At 47.0% G+C, this 16,721-nt stretch carries 15 protein-coding genes; 12 read left to right on the plus strand and 3 right to left on the minus strand.

The features are described 5' to 3' along the window. The first annotated feature begins 65 nt into the window (after positions 1-65). The 7 genes from QNO02_RS10695 to coaD all read left to right on the plus strand — a co-directional run bounded on the left by QNO02_RS10695 (position 66) and on the right by coaD (position 7,831). Positions 66-956, plus strand: coding sequence for a carbohydrate ABC transporter permease (locus QNO02_RS10695; RefSeq protein WP_036610887.1), 891 nt, complete (start codon positions 66-68; stop codon positions 954-956). Beyond that, entirely contained in the window at positions 949-1,779 is an 831-nt protein-coding gene (locus QNO02_RS10700) for a carbohydrate ABC transporter permease (RefSeq protein ID WP_062833750.1), read from the plus strand. Before QNO02_RS10695 ends, QNO02_RS10700 begins: the two co-directional genes overlap by 8 nt. Before the next feature lie 157 nt (positions 1,780-1,936). Beyond that, entirely contained in the window at positions 1,937-4,984 is a 3,048-nt protein-coding gene (lacZ, locus tag QNO02_RS10705) for a beta-galactosidase, LacZ type (protein ID WP_289391978.1), read from the plus strand. Positions 4,985-5,155: 171 nt separating this feature from the next. Next, complete coding sequence (locus QNO02_RS10710) at positions 5,156-5,461, plus strand: hypothetical protein (RefSeq protein WP_017689244.1); 306 nt, start codon at positions 5,156-5,158, stop codon at positions 5,459-5,461. Positions 5,462-5,979: 518 nt separating this feature from the next. Further along, positions 5,980-6,414 (plus strand): Imm44 family immunity protein, encoded by a 435-nt coding sequence (locus QNO02_RS10715; RefSeq protein WP_289391979.1) that lies wholly within the window; start codon positions 5,980-5,982, stop codon positions 6,412-6,414. Between the two features lie 300 nt (positions 6,415-6,714). After that, positions 6,715-7,323, plus strand: a complete 609-nt coding sequence (rsmD, locus tag QNO02_RS10720) for a 16S rRNA (guanine(966)-N(2))-methyltransferase RsmD (protein ID WP_289391980.1) — start codon at positions 6,715-6,717, stop codon at positions 7,321-7,323. Position 7,324: 1 nt separating this feature from the next. Next, positions 7,325-7,831 carry a pantetheine-phosphate adenylyltransferase gene (gene coaD, locus QNO02_RS10725; RefSeq protein ID WP_085981453.1) on the plus strand — a complete coding sequence of 169 codons (507 nt, stop codon included), beginning with the start codon at positions 7,325-7,327 and terminating at the stop codon, positions 7,829-7,831. Here coaD and QNO02_RS10730 read toward each other — a convergent pair. Then, entirely contained in the window at positions 7,809-9,146 is a 1,338-nt protein-coding gene (locus tag QNO02_RS10730; RefSeq protein ID WP_289391982.1) for a nucleoside recognition domain-containing protein, read from the minus strand. The two genes, coaD and QNO02_RS10730, sit on opposite strands and share 23 nt — an antisense overlap. A 314-nt stretch (positions 9,147-9,460) precedes the next feature. On the opposite strand from QNO02_RS10730, the gene QNO02_RS10735 reads away from it, so the two are divergent. After that, on the plus strand, positions 9,461-10,501 hold the full coding sequence (locus QNO02_RS10735; RefSeq protein WP_091031961.1) for a SepM family pheromone-processing serine protease: 1,041 nt from the start codon (positions 9,461-9,463) through the stop codon (positions 10,499-10,501). Between the two features lie 335 nt (positions 10,502-10,836). Here QNO02_RS10735 and QNO02_RS10740 read toward each other — a convergent pair whose 3' ends face one another. Beyond that, positions 10,837-12,069: a nucleotidyltransferase gene (locus tag QNO02_RS10740; RefSeq protein ID WP_289391983.1), complete on the minus strand. Its 1,233-nt coding sequence runs from the start codon at positions 12,067-12,069 to the stop codon at positions 10,837-10,839. Positions 12,070-12,360: 291 nt separating this feature from the next. Further along, the gene (gene hmpA / locus QNO02_RS10745) at positions 12,361-13,596 is read right to left on the minus strand and encodes an NO-inducible flavohemoprotein (protein ID WP_289391984.1); all 1,236 of its coding nucleotides are present in this window, start codon (positions 13,594-13,596) and stop codon (positions 12,361-12,363) included. Positions 13,597-14,058: 462 nt separating this feature from the next. Here hmpA and QNO02_RS10750 point away from each other — a divergent pair, with 462 nt between their 5' ends. From QNO02_RS10750 to plsX, 4 genes are all read left to right on the plus strand, one after another. Continuing rightward, positions 14,059-14,565 carry a YceD family protein gene (locus QNO02_RS10750; RefSeq protein ID WP_091031953.1) on the plus strand — a complete coding sequence of 169 codons (507 nt, stop codon included), beginning with the start codon at positions 14,059-14,061 and terminating at the stop codon, positions 14,563-14,565. A 67-nt stretch (positions 14,566-14,632) separates the two neighbouring features. Further along, positions 14,633-14,806: a 50S ribosomal protein L32 gene (rpmF, locus tag QNO02_RS10755; RefSeq protein ID WP_017689233.1), complete on the plus strand. Its 174-nt coding sequence runs from the start codon at positions 14,633-14,635 to the stop codon at positions 14,804-14,806. 372 nt (positions 14,807-15,178) lie between these two features. Beyond that, entirely contained in the window at positions 15,179-15,727 is a 549-nt protein-coding gene (gene fapR, locus QNO02_RS10760; protein WP_047842457.1) for a transcription factor FapR, read from the plus strand. Beyond that, positions 15,724-16,719: a phosphate acyltransferase PlsX gene (gene plsX, locus QNO02_RS10765; protein WP_017689231.1), complete on the plus strand. Its 996-nt coding sequence runs from the start codon at positions 15,724-15,726 to the stop codon at positions 16,717-16,719. Before fapR ends, plsX begins: the two co-directional genes overlap by 4 nt. Positions 16,720-16,721: the final 2 nt, after the last annotated feature.

Here is a 16,721-nt window from a genome sequence, read left to right on the forward strand (position 1 = left end):
TGGCGAGAGGCTCCGTGGGTTCTACCCATGTTCCATGGAGAGAGAGGAGCCATACTGTGAAAGCCATGAATACAGGAGACAGTCTCCAAAAGAAAAATAATTTGACTGGATGGGCTTTTGTTTTGCTGGCTGTTGTCGGGATTGTTGCATTTTACTTCTACCCGATGATCCAAGCGCTGCTCTTATCGTTCAAGTCTGGTGTAGGAGCCAATCTTGAATTTTCGGGCCTTTCTAACTACAAAAGATTGTTAGTTGATACAACGTTCCGTACAGCATTATCGAATACATTTATCTACTTGATCATTCAAGTGCCTGTAATGATTATTCTCGGTTTGTTTATTTCCGTATTGCTGAATGACAGCACACTACGCTTCCGGAGCTTCTTCCGTACAGCGATTTTCTTGCCTTGTGTAACTTCATTGGTAGCGTACTCTGTTGTATTCAAATATTTGTTTGCACCAGATGGAATGGTGAATCAATTCCTTATGGGGTTGCACATTATTGGCGATCCAATTCAATGGATCACAGACCCGTTCTGGGCTAAAATTACGATCATAATCGCCGTTACTTGGCGTTGGACCGGATATAACATGATTTTCTATCTGTCATCCCTGCAAAACATCGATCAATCGATCTATGAAGCTGCAAGAATTGACGGAGCGAATGCTTTTACACAATTCTTCAAAATCACAGTACCTTTGCTTAAACCGATTATCCTCTTCACGTCGATCACATCAACGATTGGTACATTACAAATCTTCGATGAGATCATGAATATTACCAAAGGTGGTCCAGGTAATGCGACCATGTCGATTTCACAATACATCTACAACCTTTCGTTCAAATATTCACCGGACTTCGGTTATGCAGCAACAGTGTCTTATTCCATCGTAATCTTGATTATTGTATTGTCCATCATCCAGTTTAAAGTGGCAGGTGATAATAAAAATGGCTAAAGCTAAAGCAAAACGGATTTTCACGTATGTGTTCCTATCCATCGTCGCCTTTGTATCCATTTTCCCTTTCTTCTGGATGCTGGTCAGTTCAACAAATGCATCAGTCGATGTCACCAAGGGTAGACTGCTGCCGGGTTCAGCTTTCATTGATAACTTCAACAAACTGATTGATTCGACAAATCTGGTACAGGCTCTCGGAAACTCGGCGATTATCTCTGTAATCTCCACTGTCTTGGCACTGTTTATTGGTTCCATGGCAGGTTATGGCTTCGAGGTATATCGCACGAAGTCCCGTGATGTCGTGTTTAATATCCTGTTGTTGTCCATGATGATCCCGTTTGCAGCGATTATGGTACCATTGTATCGTATGTTCGCAACAATCTCGGGAGTTGCACCGGTTATCGGAATCAACACGATGGCAGCAGTGATCCTGCCAACCATCGCAACAGCGTTCCTGATCTTTTTCTTCCGTCAGAACACCAAAATGTTCCCGAAAGACTTGCTCGAAGCTGGACGTATTGATGGTTTGAGTGAACTCGGCATCTTCTTGAAGATCTATATGCCAACCATGAAAACAACATATGCAGCGGCAGCAATCATTACATTCATGAGTAGCTGGAACAACTATCTGTGGCCACTCATTGTATTGCAAACACCTGACCAACAAACGATTCCGCTATTGATCTCAAATCTGGGTGCTGGTTATTCTCCAGATTACGGAGTAATCATGACAGCAATCGTTATTGCAACACTGCCTACAGCAATCGTTTTCTTCATCATGCAGAAACATTTTGTTGCAGGTATGGTAGGTTCCGTGAAGTAATGAAAACAGCATAATCCGTGCAAATGACGGGTGCAGGAAAGAAGAGAGGGCGCTGTTATGGCGTACCTCTGTCTTTTTTGTTTATGTAAAGCAAAAGGAAATCCAGAGTAAACCTTGAATAAGTCAAACTATAACGTTTTAAAGGGAGAGAGAGCCGATGAAAGCAACAAAGGCAGATATCAACTGGTTGGGGGACGTAAGTGTATTTGAGGTGAACCGTCTGCATGCTTATTCCGACCACCGTTATTACCAAAAAATGGAAGAGGCAGTAGGTTCAAGCGCGATGTCCATGCGTTATGATCTGAATGGTACGTGGAAATTTAACTATGCTATTCGTCCAGACAGCCGTTCTGAGTTTTTCTATACATCCGATTTTTCCAGTGAAGGCTGGGATGATATTGAAGTTCCGGGGCACATCCAGCTACAAGGATACGGACAGATTCAATATGTAAATACACAATATCCTTGGGATGGCCTGAACGAAATTCGTCCGCCGGCATTGCCGCAGGATAAAAATCCGGTTGGAAGTTACATTCGCACATTCCACCTGCCGACAGGTTGGGAGTCGAATCCGGTATATATTTCTTTCCAAGGTGTAGAGTCTGCATTCTATGTATGGCTTAACGGACAATTCGTAGGATACGGGGAAGACAGCTTTACGCCATCTGATTTTGACCTGACGCCATTCCTACAGGATGGAGAGAACAAGCTCGCAGTTGAGGTGTATCAACGCAGCACAGGCAGCTGGCTGGAAGACCAGGATTTCTGGCGTTTCTCGGGTATTTTCAGAGATGTGTATCTGTATACGGTCCCGGCTGCGCACGTACGTGATGTTCATGTTCGCACAGATCTGGACAAGTCCTATACCAACGGTACGTTGCAAGTGGATCTGAAGCTGGAAGGAAAAGCGGTTGCAGGAGCACGTGTAGAGGCTGAACTTCGTGATCGTGAAGGCAATACCGTTAAAACGTTTGAATCCAAAGTTAACGATGGACAAGTAAGTCTTCGTGAAGATATCGGTACAGTGAACCTGTGGAGCGCAGAGATTCCATACTTGTATCGTCTCTATATTCGTGTATATGATGCTGCGGGTGCACTGGTTGAGGTTGTTCCTCAAGCCGTTGGTTTCCGTACATTTGAAATGATTGATAAAGTGATGCACATCAACGGTAAACGTATCGTATTCAAAGGTGTGAATCGCCATGAGTTCAACCCGCGTCGTGGACGTGCAGTTACGAAGGAAGATATGCTGTGGGATGTTCGTACGATCAAACAGAATAATATGAATGCTGTACGTACGTCACACTATCCAAACCAAAGTCTCTGGTATGAGCTGTGTGATGAATATGGATTGTATGTTATTGACGAGATGAACCTGGAGACACACGGATCTTGGCAGAAACTTGGTGCCGTTGAGCCTTCATGGGTTATTCCAGGTGACAAACCGGAATGGCATGATATCGTTATGGACCGCGCTGTATCCATGGTGGAGCGTGACAAAAACCATCCGTCCATTCTGATCTGGTCTTGTGGTAATGAATCACACGGTGGTGAAGTCATCTACAAAGTATCCCAATACTTCAAATCGGCTGATCCAACACGTCTGGTACATTACGAAGGTGTGTTCCATGATCGCCGTTTCGATGAAACAAGTGATATGGAGACTCGCATGTATGCCAAACCGGCGGACATTGAGGAATTCCTGAATGCAAACCCGACGAAACCTTATATTAGCTGTGAGTACATGCATGCCATGGGTAACTCTATTGGCGGTATGCACAAATATACGGAGTTGGAAGACAAATATCCGATGTATCAAGGTGGATTCATCTGGGATTACATCGACCAATCCATTTATAAAAAAGATCGTTACGGCAAAGAGTTCCTCGCTTATGGCGGAGATTTTGGTGATCGTCCATCAGACTATTCGTTCTGTGGCAACGGTATCGTCCATGCTGACCGTAAAGTAACTGCGAAAATGCAGGAGGTTAAATTCCTGTATCAAAACATCAAGCTATTCCCGGATCGTGAAGGCGTTAAAATCGTGAACGGTAATCTGTTCGCAGATACATCTGCGCTGGAACTGGTATACAGCCTGGAGCGCGAGGGGCATGAAGTACTGCGTGGAACATTGGAAGTGAACGTGGATGCACAAAGCGAGACGGTTGTGAAACTTCCGCTGGGTGCAGATGCTCTGACGGGTGGCGAGTATGCTGTGAACACTGCACTTGTGTTGAAAGCTGCTACACTGTGGGCTGACAAAGGCGAAGAAGTGGCATTTGGACAGTTTATTTTCACACAGGATCAGGTAAATGATGCAGTTGAAGTCGACTTGAACCTTGTAAGTGATGTACAGGTGGTTGAAGGTGACGTTAACATTGGTGTTCGTGCTGGCAAGACACATGCGCTGTTCTCCAAACAGTTTGGGACACTGGTTTCCCTGAAATTGTCCGGTCGTGAGACGATTGCTGTACCACCTGCACCGCTCTTCTGGCGTGCAATGACGGATAATGACAAAGGTATGGCGATGGGCTTCGAACTGGGTGCCTGGTATGCAGCGAGCCTGATGCCACGTTCTGTAGAGTGGAAAGCGGAACAGAAACCGGATCAATACCGGATCGAGTTCACGTACAAGCTCAACATTTCGGAGGATGTACAAGTGAAAGTGGTATATACCGTTCATGCAGATGGAAGCGTACGTGTGCATAATACGTACAAAGGTACAGCTGGATTGCCAAACCTGCCAATTCATGCATTGTCCTTCAGAACATCACCTGACTTCGAAAACGTGGAATGGCTCGCGATGGGACCCGAAGAAAATTATGCAGACCGCGCATTTGGCGCACGTCTGGGTATCCATGGCAGCAAGGTAGTTGATACCATGGCTCCATATCTGGTACCACAGGAATCAGGCAACCGTACGGGCGTACGTTGGGCCAAATTGACAGACAACGCGGGACGTGGCTTCAAAATTGAAGCATCCGGAACTCCAGTCGAGCTGAATGTCTCACCATATACAGCATTTGAGCTGGAGAACGCACAGCATGCGTACGAATTACCTCCTGTGCACTATACGGTCGTGACTGTAGCAGGTAAACAAATGGGTGTTGGCGGTGATGATAGCTGGGGTGCTCCAGTTCATCCGGAATACCTGATCCCTTCAGACGGCGAACTGACATTTGAATTTGTCATTCGAGCACTGTAAGTAAAAGAATCGTACAGAATAAAGAATGTATACTATAAAGAACAGAGGTCTTCGCTCATCGGAGGCCTCTGTTTTGTTATGTCAACGAACAGCTTGAGAGGGCATTGTATGAAACCGTTCTCTCTCCAACCTCGTAATGTACGAGACAGGAAACATAAGAGGGGGTTCAAGATGAGTAAAAAAGCAAAGACAGGTATATGGGTGACGGTGTTGGTCTTCTTGGGTATCATTGTTGGATGTTTCATATGGTATTTCAATACCGCTTCAGGTGAACGTGCACTCAAAACGATGAGGTCCAATAACTCGGGTGGGCTGGAGAGGGTTGTTAAAGTGTACAGCAATAATGGTGAATTGATTCAGACCTATGATGGCAAAATTGACGTGGAAGATACGGAATACGGCAATAAAGTATTATTTGATCTCAATGGGAAACGTGTTGTGATCTATAATGCAACGATTGTTGTTGAAGAGAAGTAAAGCGTTATTTGCGAGTCTTGAAGAAGCGCTGGTTCCGAATTTGGAATGACACCCTATTGCTTATATGGTAAAATTAAGGAAATATATAAGGGTCGGGTGAGATTTTTATGGTGGATATGTACCTCATAATCCTAGTTGCTATCTTGGGAATGACTCTGTTTTATAGCTTGATCGCTTATTTCTTGATTCGTTTCATTTCCAAAAAAGCTTTCAAGCTGACGTTAACCAAATATGAAATGATGGAGATTATAACCTGGCTCGCAGTGTTGTTTATTACCTTCATGATGATTAAGACGGGTTCGATAAATCTTCTCTTGCCGGTTGTTTTACTTATCATTCCATTGATCAATTTGCGGATTTCCAATCGGAAACATAGAGAGTTGAACTCGTGAGGTCTTGCTACGTTGGGGCAAGGCACAAGGAGGATGAACATAGGAAAGGTTGACGGAGATTACATCACTAGTCAACCTTTTTTAGTTGTATTCTGAATGGTGAAAATGAACGGGAGGAGTTCAATAATGATCTTCGAAAAATCAACGGATACTTCAGGATTAACGCAGGTTGCCAATCTATCGGATGAGTTGCAGCCTGTTTTTGATCAAGCAGAAAGCAAATATCAAATAGTTGATATTGAACTATTCTTTGTTTTCAGGTGTCTCCCTGAGGAATACGAGAGAAGATCCACGGTCAGGCATGTGAAGAAGGAGAATGTTATATATTTCGATCTGGTGGTTAGCGAGGATCGGTATAAGACATTAAGCAAAAGCAAACAACGGTATGCGTTAAGCCATGAGTTTTATGCTTTTTTGAGTGAAAAGATCCAGAAATACAAGATTGAACATTTAAAAGTGAATGAGTTTATCGCAGATATGGGCATGTGGCTGAGGGAGATCGGATGGTTGCAGACCAAAGATGAAGCCGAAATAAGTGAATTTGAAGAAAAGTATAACTAACAAAATAAAGTGATATAAACAACAAAAATAGGCCCTCTTTCGAGGGCCTACTTTTCATGGGAGAGGAGAAACCGGACGAAGAGCTTATGGGGAAACGTAAGTCTTCTCCGCGGTTGTCTACGACACTTGTGATGTCGATAATTATAGAATCGCCCGATTGTTTCCTTTTTATACATATGCGTCAACAATTCGTCAACAATTTTCCAAGGGAAATGAAGACCGCACATTTTTCAAACTGAACCCGAGTGTGGTACGATAGTCGTATCAATAAACTTACATAGAGAAAAGGTGACTCGTCAAGTGAGAGTGGTATCTGGGAGTGCAAAAGGCAGGCCGCTGAAGGCTGTTCCTGGCACGGGTACGCGGCCGACCACCGACAAGGTGAAGGAAGCGTTATTTAGCATGGTTGGTCCTTATTTTGAGGGCGGCACAGCATTGGATCTGTTTGCAGGCAGTGGAGGTCTCGGTATTGAGGCGCTGAGCCGCGGCATGGACAAGGCTGTTTTTGTTGATTTGGAATCAAAAAGTATTGAAGTTATCCGCATGAATTTGAAGGCGACCAAGCTGGAAGACCAGGCGGCCGTATATCGTAATGATGCAGGTCGGGCATTGAAGGCACTCGCCAAGCGAGGCACAACGTTTGATCTGGTATTTCTCGACCCGCCATATCGCATGAAGAACGGGCACGAGTTGATGTTAAGCATGCACGAACTGGAACTTCTGGAACCCGAAGCAACCATCGTGCTTGAATATGAATCCAAACATGATTACCCTGAGCAATTCGGCCCGTTTGAACAAACGCGCAAGGCTTTGTATGGGGAGACGGCAGTATCCATCTATTATTATGCGCCTGAAGCAGTTGAAGATGGAGAAGCCATTACACCGGAAGAGGAGGCTCCTCATGACTGAAATGATACATCGACAGGAACGGATTGCCGTATATCCTGGAAGTTTTGATCCCGTAACGATGGGGCATCTGGATATTATCGCCAGAGCGTCAAAGCAATTTGATCGCGTCATTGTGGCTGTGTTGAACAATATGAGCAAAAATCCACTGTTTACGGTGGAGGAACGCAAAGAACTGATTACGGAAGTAACCCGCCATCTACCAAATGTGGAGGTAGACAGTTTCCGCGATCTGACGGCCAATTACGTCCGGCAAAAGGAAGCTCAGGTCATCGTTCGTGGTATACGCTCGGTAACTGATTTTGAATACGAGTTGCAATTGGCATCGACCAACAGCAAGTTGAATCCGGATGCGGAAACGATATTTATGATGACGAATCCGAAGTATTCCTATTTAAGTTCCAGCATCGTCAAAGAAATCGCTCATTATCATGGAGATGTTACAGATCTTGTCTCACCTGAAGTGGAAGCTGCGCTCCGTCAGAAAATCAGCGAGAAAACCGGCGGTTAAACCAGAAGGTAAGACCCGATAGACTAACCATGACTGCAAGAAGTAACGCAAGACCCATGCATGCAGCAGGGAAGACGCTCCAAACGGTGTTGATCGTGTATGTGTTACCAGGACTATGTATGAGTAGCCAACCAAATGGTGTTGAGAGGTCCTGCTCTGCATTCGTCTGTAATGTGGTCCAGACTTCTGTGCTATAACGGCTGAACGGCATCCATAGGAACAGACTGATGAAAAAGGCAATTAATCCATGAGTCAGACGAACTCCGGCAAAGTACAACATCGATTTGCTGCTTGGACCAGTTGTTCTCAGGACAGCAGAGACTTGCAGATGGGAGCATAATCCACCCCATCCCAGAACGGCTGCAAGTAGAGATATGAGCAGCATGGGTGTAAGTGAAGTCTGGCTCAAATGATAGGTGCCCAGATGAAGCTCAAAGAAGGCTGGCCACAGCGCAGCAGAGGACCCGGGAGTCAGATATAGGGAGACCAACCGGATAAATACGGCAAAACCGATCATGTATCCTCCAGTCATCATCAAGGTCTGTACAGCTTGGGATACGGTGTCACCGAGCAGTTTGCCAAATCCTCTTCCATCACGACTATGGGCTTCTCTGGCTGCAATCATCATATCAGACCATACACTGCGTCGTTTGAACGTTGCGTGGTGGGGTGCAGATGAGCGACTTGCGGAACTTGCAGGACTTGCAGGCTGAGAATCAAGAGAGCTCTTATCTGCTTGTACGGCTGTCGAGCCAACCCTGTCTTTCTGGTTACCCGGTGCAGGCAGGAGACGTGTGGCAAGAATGGCAGCAATCCAGCCGCTGATCCAGTGGACCATGAGTAGAAAATATCCGGCTGCTGGCTGGTGGAGAAAAGCAGCACCAACGACCAGTATGATCATCATTGGATTGGCAAAATGAGATGCCGCCGCAAGGACAACCGCCTGCTTGGCGGTAATTTGTCTATCCTGAAATAAACGGGATACTGCATCTGCTCCTGCGGGGAATCCGCCGCACATGCCAACGGCAATCGCCAGACCTGCGTTGCCTGGAAGCCTAAACCAGCGTTGCATTAACGGTCCGAGCAAGGCGCCGATCGCGTGGGTGAATCCAAACGCAGTGAGCATTTGGGATAACATGAGGAACGGGAGCATGGCAGGGAAGATGATTTTCCACCATATATCCAGACCTTGAATAGAGGCATCAAACGCTTCTTTGGGGGAAGCAACTACCGCAATGACCAACATTAAAGCGCCGGTACTTAGGATTATCGTTCGTAACGGGCCAGAATCTCTAACCTCGCTCTGTAATGTCATCGTTTCACCTCATATCAGATAACGCCGATTTGGCATCTGAATCGTTATGGACGGCCGAATGACGCCCGAAGGGCGGTTCGGCCTTGACCGGACAGGCTATTGTATACAGCGGCCTATCCGGCCTGTACCATTGTATGCACAAGGACCAGAGTGTTAGACTTGAAAAAAATGATTAAACAAGATGAGCTGAGTATCTGCATTATAAGGAGCGTGAATCTAACCGACGAATGGAAGTATTCACAAGGTGGAATTACGATCGCTGATTAGTGTAGAGTTCAGCTTATATAGAGATACAAAGAACGGAGGCTCATGCGATGAATCGGATTCGGAAATCTGGCGGATTCAGAGCTTCGATCTTTGTGATCGTGGTGGCTCTGGTCGTCTATGTTGCCGTGTACATGCCAACGCCGTATATCATATATATGCCTGGCAGTGCAGACGAAGTAAAACCAATGGTAACCGTTAAGGGTGGAGACCAGGAAGAACGCGGTGTGTTCATGATGACGACCGTGTCGGCAACATATGCCAATGTGTTTTTGCTAGGAACCTCTCTGTTCAATAAAAATGCTCAAGTGGATAAAAAGGAAGACCGACTGCGCGGCAAAAGCGAAGCGGAATATTCTGCCGAACAGGTGTGGTTCATGAGTGACTCACAATCCTCCGCAATGGAGGCTGCATATGAGCAGGCTGGTGTGACTTATTCTATTGTACCTGAACATATCTTTGTATTTGGACTGTCCGAAGATCCAAAACCGGAAGGAGATATTGCTCCGGGAGATATCATTCTGGGAGTGAATGGAACAGCTACGCCGGATAATACGGTGCTTTCTGCCCAGTTAAAAGATAAAAAGGTCGGAGATACAGTCGAAATGCAACTGGAACGTGGTGGAGAGACCATTAGCCGGGACGTGAAACTGATTCAGGTAAAAGACAGTAAAACGGGTGAAACCCGCCCGGGACTCGGCGTTATGATCGGTGCGGTTCAGAAGGTGAAAGCTGAAGATCCGGACAAACAGATCTCCTTTACCGATACTCAGGTTGGTGGTCCGTCTGCCGGTTTGATGTTTACGTTGGAGATCTATAACCAGTTAACACCTGGAGATCTGACCAAGGGGCATCGAATTGCGGGTACAGGTACCATTACTAAAGACGGTGTGGTGGGTGCCATTGGTGGTGTAGTGCACAAGATTGTAGCCGCTGACCGGAAAGAAGCGGAGATCTTCTTTGTACCTAAGGATAACTATAAGGAAGCAGCAGCCAAGGCTGAACAGATCGGCACCAAAATGAAACTTGTGCCTGTAAGCACGGTGGATGATGCGCTGGCTTATTTGAAAACCCTGTCCGTGAAATCATAGATTATAATCGGGCGGGAAGAGATCGAGCCAACGTTGAACCGGATGGATAATGAACGGATGAAATCGGAAAAATTGATTGCAATGGAATGAAGTGTGTTCAAGAGATTTGAGAAGATCAACAAACTCACTAGACCCAAAGGTTAAAGATAACCAAAAGAATTAAGAAAACAAAAGAAGTGAATAAGGAAATCCCCTTGTTGCGAGGTGCCTAAGCGGTGCGCAGCAAGGGGATTTTTTAATTGTATAGTTGAGTAACGAATAGTGGACATCAATGATCTGATTGATGATGGAATAAAAAGCTCCTTAGGAGATGAAGCCTTGTGGTCAAAAGCGGATTACAGCCTTACAGGCGACTCATAGTAGTCACTGAACATCCTGCGTGTGTCCATATGCTTGCAAGCGAGTCCATACGCAACCTGAGCTTGGATATCCAGTTCCAGTTGATTGTGTGTGAACGTCGACGGTTTCAGCACAACAGGCAGTGTCGCGGTTTTCTTCATTTGTTTAAGCAGGCTCTGCCCTTGAGCATTAAATCCAAGGACTCGGAGATATCCGGGTCCGGCAGCCAATTGCTCTGGTGAACACTCGGCTTTGGTGTGATTCAGGAGCAGGTGGGCGAGCATACGCTGGAGTTTGGTGCGTGTGTATCGTTTGGTCTTCAGTGCATTCAGGAGTGCTTCGACTGAAGGCTCCGGGAGCTGAGCGAGTGCGCGGCTCAGCCGGTGTTCCAGGCCTTCCGTGACTTCGGCGATGCGTTCCAGCTCGGAGGCACGGCGGGTAGCCGCTAGGTGCAACAGCGGCTGCGCAAAGCGCTCCCAGTGTATGGGAGCGCGCCCTTCCTGCCATTCGCGATGCAGGATGGCAAGGGTTGCCGCCGGCACGTATGGCGCGGCGGCGTTGGGACCGTCCGCCATCAGCAGGCGGCGGACGGCTGTTGCACTGGCGATCGCCCCCGGCCCGGGCGTCGCCTCATGATACGCGGCACCGGTACGCGCCGCCGTAAAGGGCTGGATCGCGCTGCCAAGTCGTTGCAGCGCGATCAGGTAGTGCAGCCCAAGCGAATTGTTGGGCTGCTCCAGCAGTGCAGCGGCGTCGTGAGCATCGACGCCGCCGGGCGCCAGCGCCGCCGCCGCGCCTGCGTACGCGGCGGGGTAGCTGGCGCCTTCCCGCAGGCGGCGCGCGATGTCCTCGCGCATCCCTGCGGGCTCCACAGCCAGCACGCGCGCAATGCGCTGCAGGCTGTCCAGGTCACCGGACTCGCTGCCAAAGCAGAGCGAGTCCACAATGCCGGTGCGGTGCAGCAGCGATACCGCACCGAAGGCGAACCACTCTGCCGGTTGGACCGCGTACGCAACCGGCAGTTCAAGCACGAGATCGGCGCCTGCGTGCAGCGCCATCTCGGTGCGTGCCCTTTTACCCACGATGGCGGGCTCGCCACGCTGGAGAAAAGGGCCGCTCATGACTGCAACAACGGCGTCTGCGCCGCTTAGCCGCCGAGCTTCTTGCAAATGATAAACATGTCCATTGTGCAAGGGGTTATATTCAACAATGACGCCTACGGCTTTCATGATTAGACTTACTCCTTTCGATTGGATAACCGAGTATGTATAACATCCATTCCATCATAGGGGATGTCATGTATTAGATCAAATCATGCACCAATTCAGACAAGAAAAAGGCACAAATCCAACATCAACGGATGTCAGAATGTGCCTGTAAATCTATTGTATATTACACATTTTCGATATATGGAGAACGACCTCTTCATCTTAATAAATCATCATAATAGGACACTTACCCATACACTTATATACATTAGGAAGAAGTTAGGCTAATCACATCTCACAATCTCAGAACGTTTAGACACTCTCCGGCACGGGAGAAAGACTTGCTTTAGGCCCGAAAAATTCATAATGAATATTGTCCGCTGCAACACCAAGCGCCTGAAGTTCCGTATACACTGCCCGCATGAACGAAACGGGTCCGCACAGATAATAGGTGGCATCCAGTTCATCAATCACTTGGCGAAGCCAGACCGCATCCATATAACCTTCCTTATGAAAATACTCATTTTCATGATCAGAATCCTCAGGTTGAGTATAACAATAATAAGCTTTAACGCCCTGATTACGTTTGGCCAGACTGTTCACATGATCACGGAACGCGTGCGATTGACCATTGGGACTTGCATGCAAAAATGTAATGGTACGATTCTCATTCAAGTTAACCAGCGTATTTAACATGCTGATCATGGGCGTCAGACCGACACCGCCACTCAGGAGAACAACAGGTCGTTTATCGTCTGCATTCAGCGTGAAGTCGCCAGCAGGAGCGGATAGCTCCACCAGACTGCCTTCTTCAATGTGATCGTGGAGATACGTGGATATAACTCCGTCAGGGCGCTCTAATACACCTCGCTCACGCTTAACGGAAATGCGATAGTAAGGTTTACCCGGGGTATCTGAAAGGCTATACTGACGAATCTGGGTAAATGACTGTGCCTCTGGCTGGATTTTGATACTGATGTATTGTCCCGGTTCAGAGGTGGCGATAGGCTGACCATCGTCTGGAACGAGGTAAAAGGACGTGATGATTTCACTTTCCTGCACTTTCTTGGCAACCTTGAAGGTACGAAATCCTTCCCAGCCACCCGTCTGGTTTACCGCTTCCGTGTACATGTCCTGCTCGATCCCGATAAAGGCGTCTGCAATGACATTATAGGCTTCGCCCCACGCGGTGATAATCTCATCCGTTGCCGCGTCTCCGAGTACATCTTTGATGGCTCGAAGCAGATAGGTGCCGACAATCGCATATTGCTCGGGAACGATACCCAGGCTGCGATGTTTATGTGCAACTTGCCGGACGGCAGGCAGGATGGAGGACAGATTATCGATATGCAGGGCAGCGGTGTATACCATATTGGCGAGGGCCGCTTGCTGCCGTCCCTGTTTCTGATTTGCGTGATTAAAAATATTTAGCAGTTCCGGATGAGCTGTAAACATCGTTTCATAGAAATGGCGTGTGATCGCTTCACCGTGAACTTCAAGTACAGGGACTGTAGATTTAATGACTCTAATGGTGTTCTCACTTAACATACATTTTCCCTCCCGATATGATATGAAATAGTTGGATAATAAATCGGTCATGGAGCTGATCGTGCTTTGGTTTATAGCAAGTATAGGTAGGGGGCAAGCGGGTCTGTGTGATATAGATCACACTAAACGTTAACGAAATGTGACCGCTGTTTGCAAGGAACTACAACTAAAATGACGACTTGTGATTTATCTTGAAGTGAGTCTATAATAGACCAGATGGAGTAAACGGTTCTGAGCCATTGGTTTTAAAAAGGGTGTAAAGTTAAAAGTGTTGACAAACGTCTTGAAAAATCGGTATAATGATTTTTGTTTGTTAAGTCAATTTCATAATACTTTTAACGATGAATCGTCAGAATACATACAGTCAGGATATATTGCTTTACAAAAGCAGGCTTGACCTGTATAACTGTCGTGATACGTTTGACATGAATTATGAAATTGGTTTCGTTTGGAGTGATGGAAATGTTAATGCCATTTCGCAAAGTGGCTACCAGTGATGGCCCCCTGAAGTTTAACGAACAGTGGGATATCAAGGAACTGGTTTCTAACCGACAAGATATCACAGCCGTTACCCCGCTGACTGCGGACTTATCTGCAGAATTCAGAGAAGGTGACGTTGTGGATGTTCATGGCAAGCTGACCATAGGAGTGGACATGTTGTGCTCCCGTTGTCTTAAGCCGATCAATGAACATTTTCATATTGATTTTCATGAGCAATTCAAGCAGGGAAAACAGCCAGAGGAATTACACGAAGACGATGATACGCTCTATGTGGATGGAGATAGCGTTGATCTGAAGGGTTATGCCGAGGAAGCTTTTCTGCTGGATCTTCCGTTTATACCGCTATGTAGCGATACATGCAAAGGGTTATGCCCCAAGTGTGGCCATGAGCTGAACGAAGGTGACTGCGGTTGTGATAACCAGGTTATCGATCCGCGGCTTGCAGGGCTCAAGGATTTTTTTAAATGAGCATGATTGAAAATCGAACATTTTAAGACTACCTGCAAAGGTTGATTTTGATAAGGAGGTGGGAATAATGGCAGTACCTCAACGGAGAACGTCCAAGACGCGTCGCGACAAACGTCGCACTCACTTTAAATTGGCTGTACCGGGCATGGTGAAATGTGAACAATGTGGCGAACTTAAACTTAGTCACCACGTGTGCAAAGTGTGCGGAACGTACAAAGCAAGAGAGATCATCTCTCAATAATAGTTGGACATTAAGTAGCACTTCATTTCGATGAGGTGCTACTTTTTTTGGATTAGAGAGTGTAGGTAGAGTGAGCTAACTAGCATGAAATCCTTGCTCCACAAGGGTGAATTGTTTTTGTTAGGCCAGTCTTTCTTTTTGACACGGGATGAGATATACTATAGTTTAGTACCAGGTTCTAAGATTTGACGTTACATATAGATGAACCATAATCCGTTTGAGAACGACCCTGGTGACCAGGGATGCAACTATAGAAGCAACACGAAAGAATGGTTGAACTGGCCGGACGGGACGGTTCCGTAAACGATACAGCGGGGGGTGTCAGGCATCGAACGTGTACCGAAGAGACAGAGGCAACAGCAGTTAACCAAAATGATAGAAGAGAACCCGTTTGTGACGGATCAGGAACTTACACGCCAATTGAAGGTAAGTATTCAGACGATTCGTCTTGACAGGCTGGAACTTGGAATACCCGAACTTCGGGAGCGGATGAAACTGATGGCAGAGCTCTCGTATGATCAGGTACGCTCGTTGCCCTTGCATGAGATTATCGGTGATATTGTGGATCTACAACTGGACAAAAGCGGGATTTCCCTGTTTGAGATTAAGGAAGAACACGTGTTTTCCAGAACAGGCATTGCACGTGGACACTATGTCTTTGCACAGGCTAACTCCTTGGCTGTAGCGATTATTAATGACGAGATCGCGTTGACTGCATCAGCAGACATTCGCTTTGTCCGTTCGGTTCATTTGGGAGAGAAATGTATTGCAAAGGCTTATGTGAGATCGATTCCGGGTCAAAAGGGCAAAGCCAAAGTGGAAGTATTCACTTATGTAGGTGAAGAAATGGTGTTTCAAGGCAACTTTGTAATCTACCATTCAGGTGGAGAAGACAGCGGAGAAGGAGGTCATTTGGAATGAAAATCGTCATTGATGCCATGGGAGGCGACAATGCACCTGCATCAACGGTAGAAGGTGCGATTGCTGCAGCCACGGAATGGGCGGATACACAGATCGTCCTGATCGGCGATGAAGCCAAGCTGGAGCCTCTTTTGAGTCAGTCAGGTGTGAGACCTGCCAATCTTACGGTCCGGCATGCTTCCGAAGTTATTGGTTCGGATGATGAACCCGTCAAAGCAGTGCGTCGCAAGAAGGATGCCTCCATGGTGGTCGCAGGCCGCATGCTGAAAGAGGGCGAAGCGGACGCGATGATCTCGGCGGGCAATACTGGAGCGTTGATGACAGCGGGTTTGCTTGTTGTAGGTCGCATGGAAGGCATTGAACGTCCGGCGCTTGCGCCTATGATTCCAACGATTGATGATGTAGGTGTGCTTGCGCTGGATCTGGGAGCGAATATGGATGCCAAACCGGAGCACCTTGCACAATATGGCCTGATGGGCAGTTTGTATCGGCAAAAAGTACAGGGCATTGAGTCCCCACGAGTGGGCTTGCTCAATGTAGGAACAGAGCCAGGCAAGGGAAATGAGTTAACCAAACATGCATATCCTTTACTGGAACAACTCCCAATTCGGTTTGTCGGTAATGTTGAGGCACGTGATGTGCTGACTGGTGCTTGTGATGTGCTTGTATGTGACGGTTTTGCAGGGAATATACTGCTGAAGTCGCTGGAAGGCACAGCAGGTGCCATTTTCGCCTTGCTTAAGGAACAATTTTCATCTTCTCTCAAAAGTAAACTGGCTGCAGCTGTACTAATGCCTGAGCTGCGTGGGTTGAAACGAAAGCTGGATTATACGGAGCATGGCGGAGCGCCGCTCCTTGGTTTGAGCAGACTGGTTGTGAAAAGTCATGGATCTGCTGATGGCAATGCCATCAAAAATGCTGTGCGCCAAGCTCGGATTGCAGTGCAGAATCAGCTGGTAGAGAGTATATCTAAGGAAATTAGCGGGAAGTGAGT

It is taken from the genome of Paenibacillus sp. PK1-4R, assembly GCF_030369595.1.
In the GTDB taxonomy this organism is placed as follows: Bacteria; Bacillota; Bacilli; order Paenibacillales; family Paenibacillaceae; genus Paenibacillus.

Excerpts from the sequence above, each read along its gene's own strand:
- rpmF (WP_017689233.1), top strand. The coding sequence starts at position 14,633 with ATGGCAGTACCTCAACGGAGAACGTCCAAGACGCGTCGCGACAAACGT.
- QNO02_RS10740 (WP_289391983.1), bottom strand. The coding sequence starts at position 12,069 with ATGAAAGCCGTAGGCGTCATTGTTGAATATAACCCCTTGCACAATGGA.
- QNO02_RS10695 (WP_036610887.1), top strand. The coding sequence starts at position 66 with ATGAATACAGGAGACAGTCTCCAAAAGAAAAATAATTTGACTGGATGG.
- QNO02_RS10710 (WP_017689244.1), top strand. The coding sequence starts at position 5,156 with ATGAGTAAAAAAGCAAAGACAGGTATATGGGTGACGGTGTTGGTCTTC.
- QNO02_RS10715 (WP_289391979.1), top strand. The coding sequence starts at position 5,980 with ATGATCTTCGAAAAATCAACGGATACTTCAGGATTAACGCAGGTTGCC.
- QNO02_RS10735 (WP_091031961.1), top strand. The coding sequence starts at position 9,461 with ATGAATCGGATTCGGAAATCTGGCGGATTCAGAGCTTCGATCTTTGTG.
- QNO02_RS10700 (WP_062833750.1), top strand. The coding sequence starts at position 949 with ATGGCTAAAGCTAAAGCAAAACGGATTTTCACGTATGTGTTCCTATCC.
- hmpA (WP_289391984.1), bottom strand. The coding sequence starts at position 13,596 with ATGTTAAGTGAGAACACCATTAGAGTCATTAAATCTACAGTCCCTGTA.
- QNO02_RS10730 (WP_289391982.1), bottom strand. The coding sequence starts at position 9,146 with ATGACATTACAGAGCGAGGTTAGAGATTCTGGCCCGTTACGAACGATA.
- coaD (WP_085981453.1), top strand. The coding sequence starts at position 7,325 with ATGATACATCGACAGGAACGGATTGCCGTATATCCTGGAAGTTTTGAT.
- QNO02_RS10750 (WP_091031953.1), top strand. The coding sequence starts at position 14,059 with ATGTTAATGCCATTTCGCAAAGTGGCTACCAGTGATGGCCCCCTGAAG.
- plsX (WP_017689231.1), top strand. The coding sequence starts at position 15,724 with ATGAAAATCGTCATTGATGCCATGGGAGGCGACAATGCACCTGCATCA.
- lacZ (WP_289391978.1), top strand. The coding sequence starts at position 1,937 with ATGAAAGCAACAAAGGCAGATATCAACTGGTTGGGGGACGTAAGTGTA.
- fapR (WP_047842457.1), top strand. The coding sequence starts at position 15,179 with ATGATAGAAGAGAACCCGTTTGTGACGGATCAGGAACTTACACGCCAA.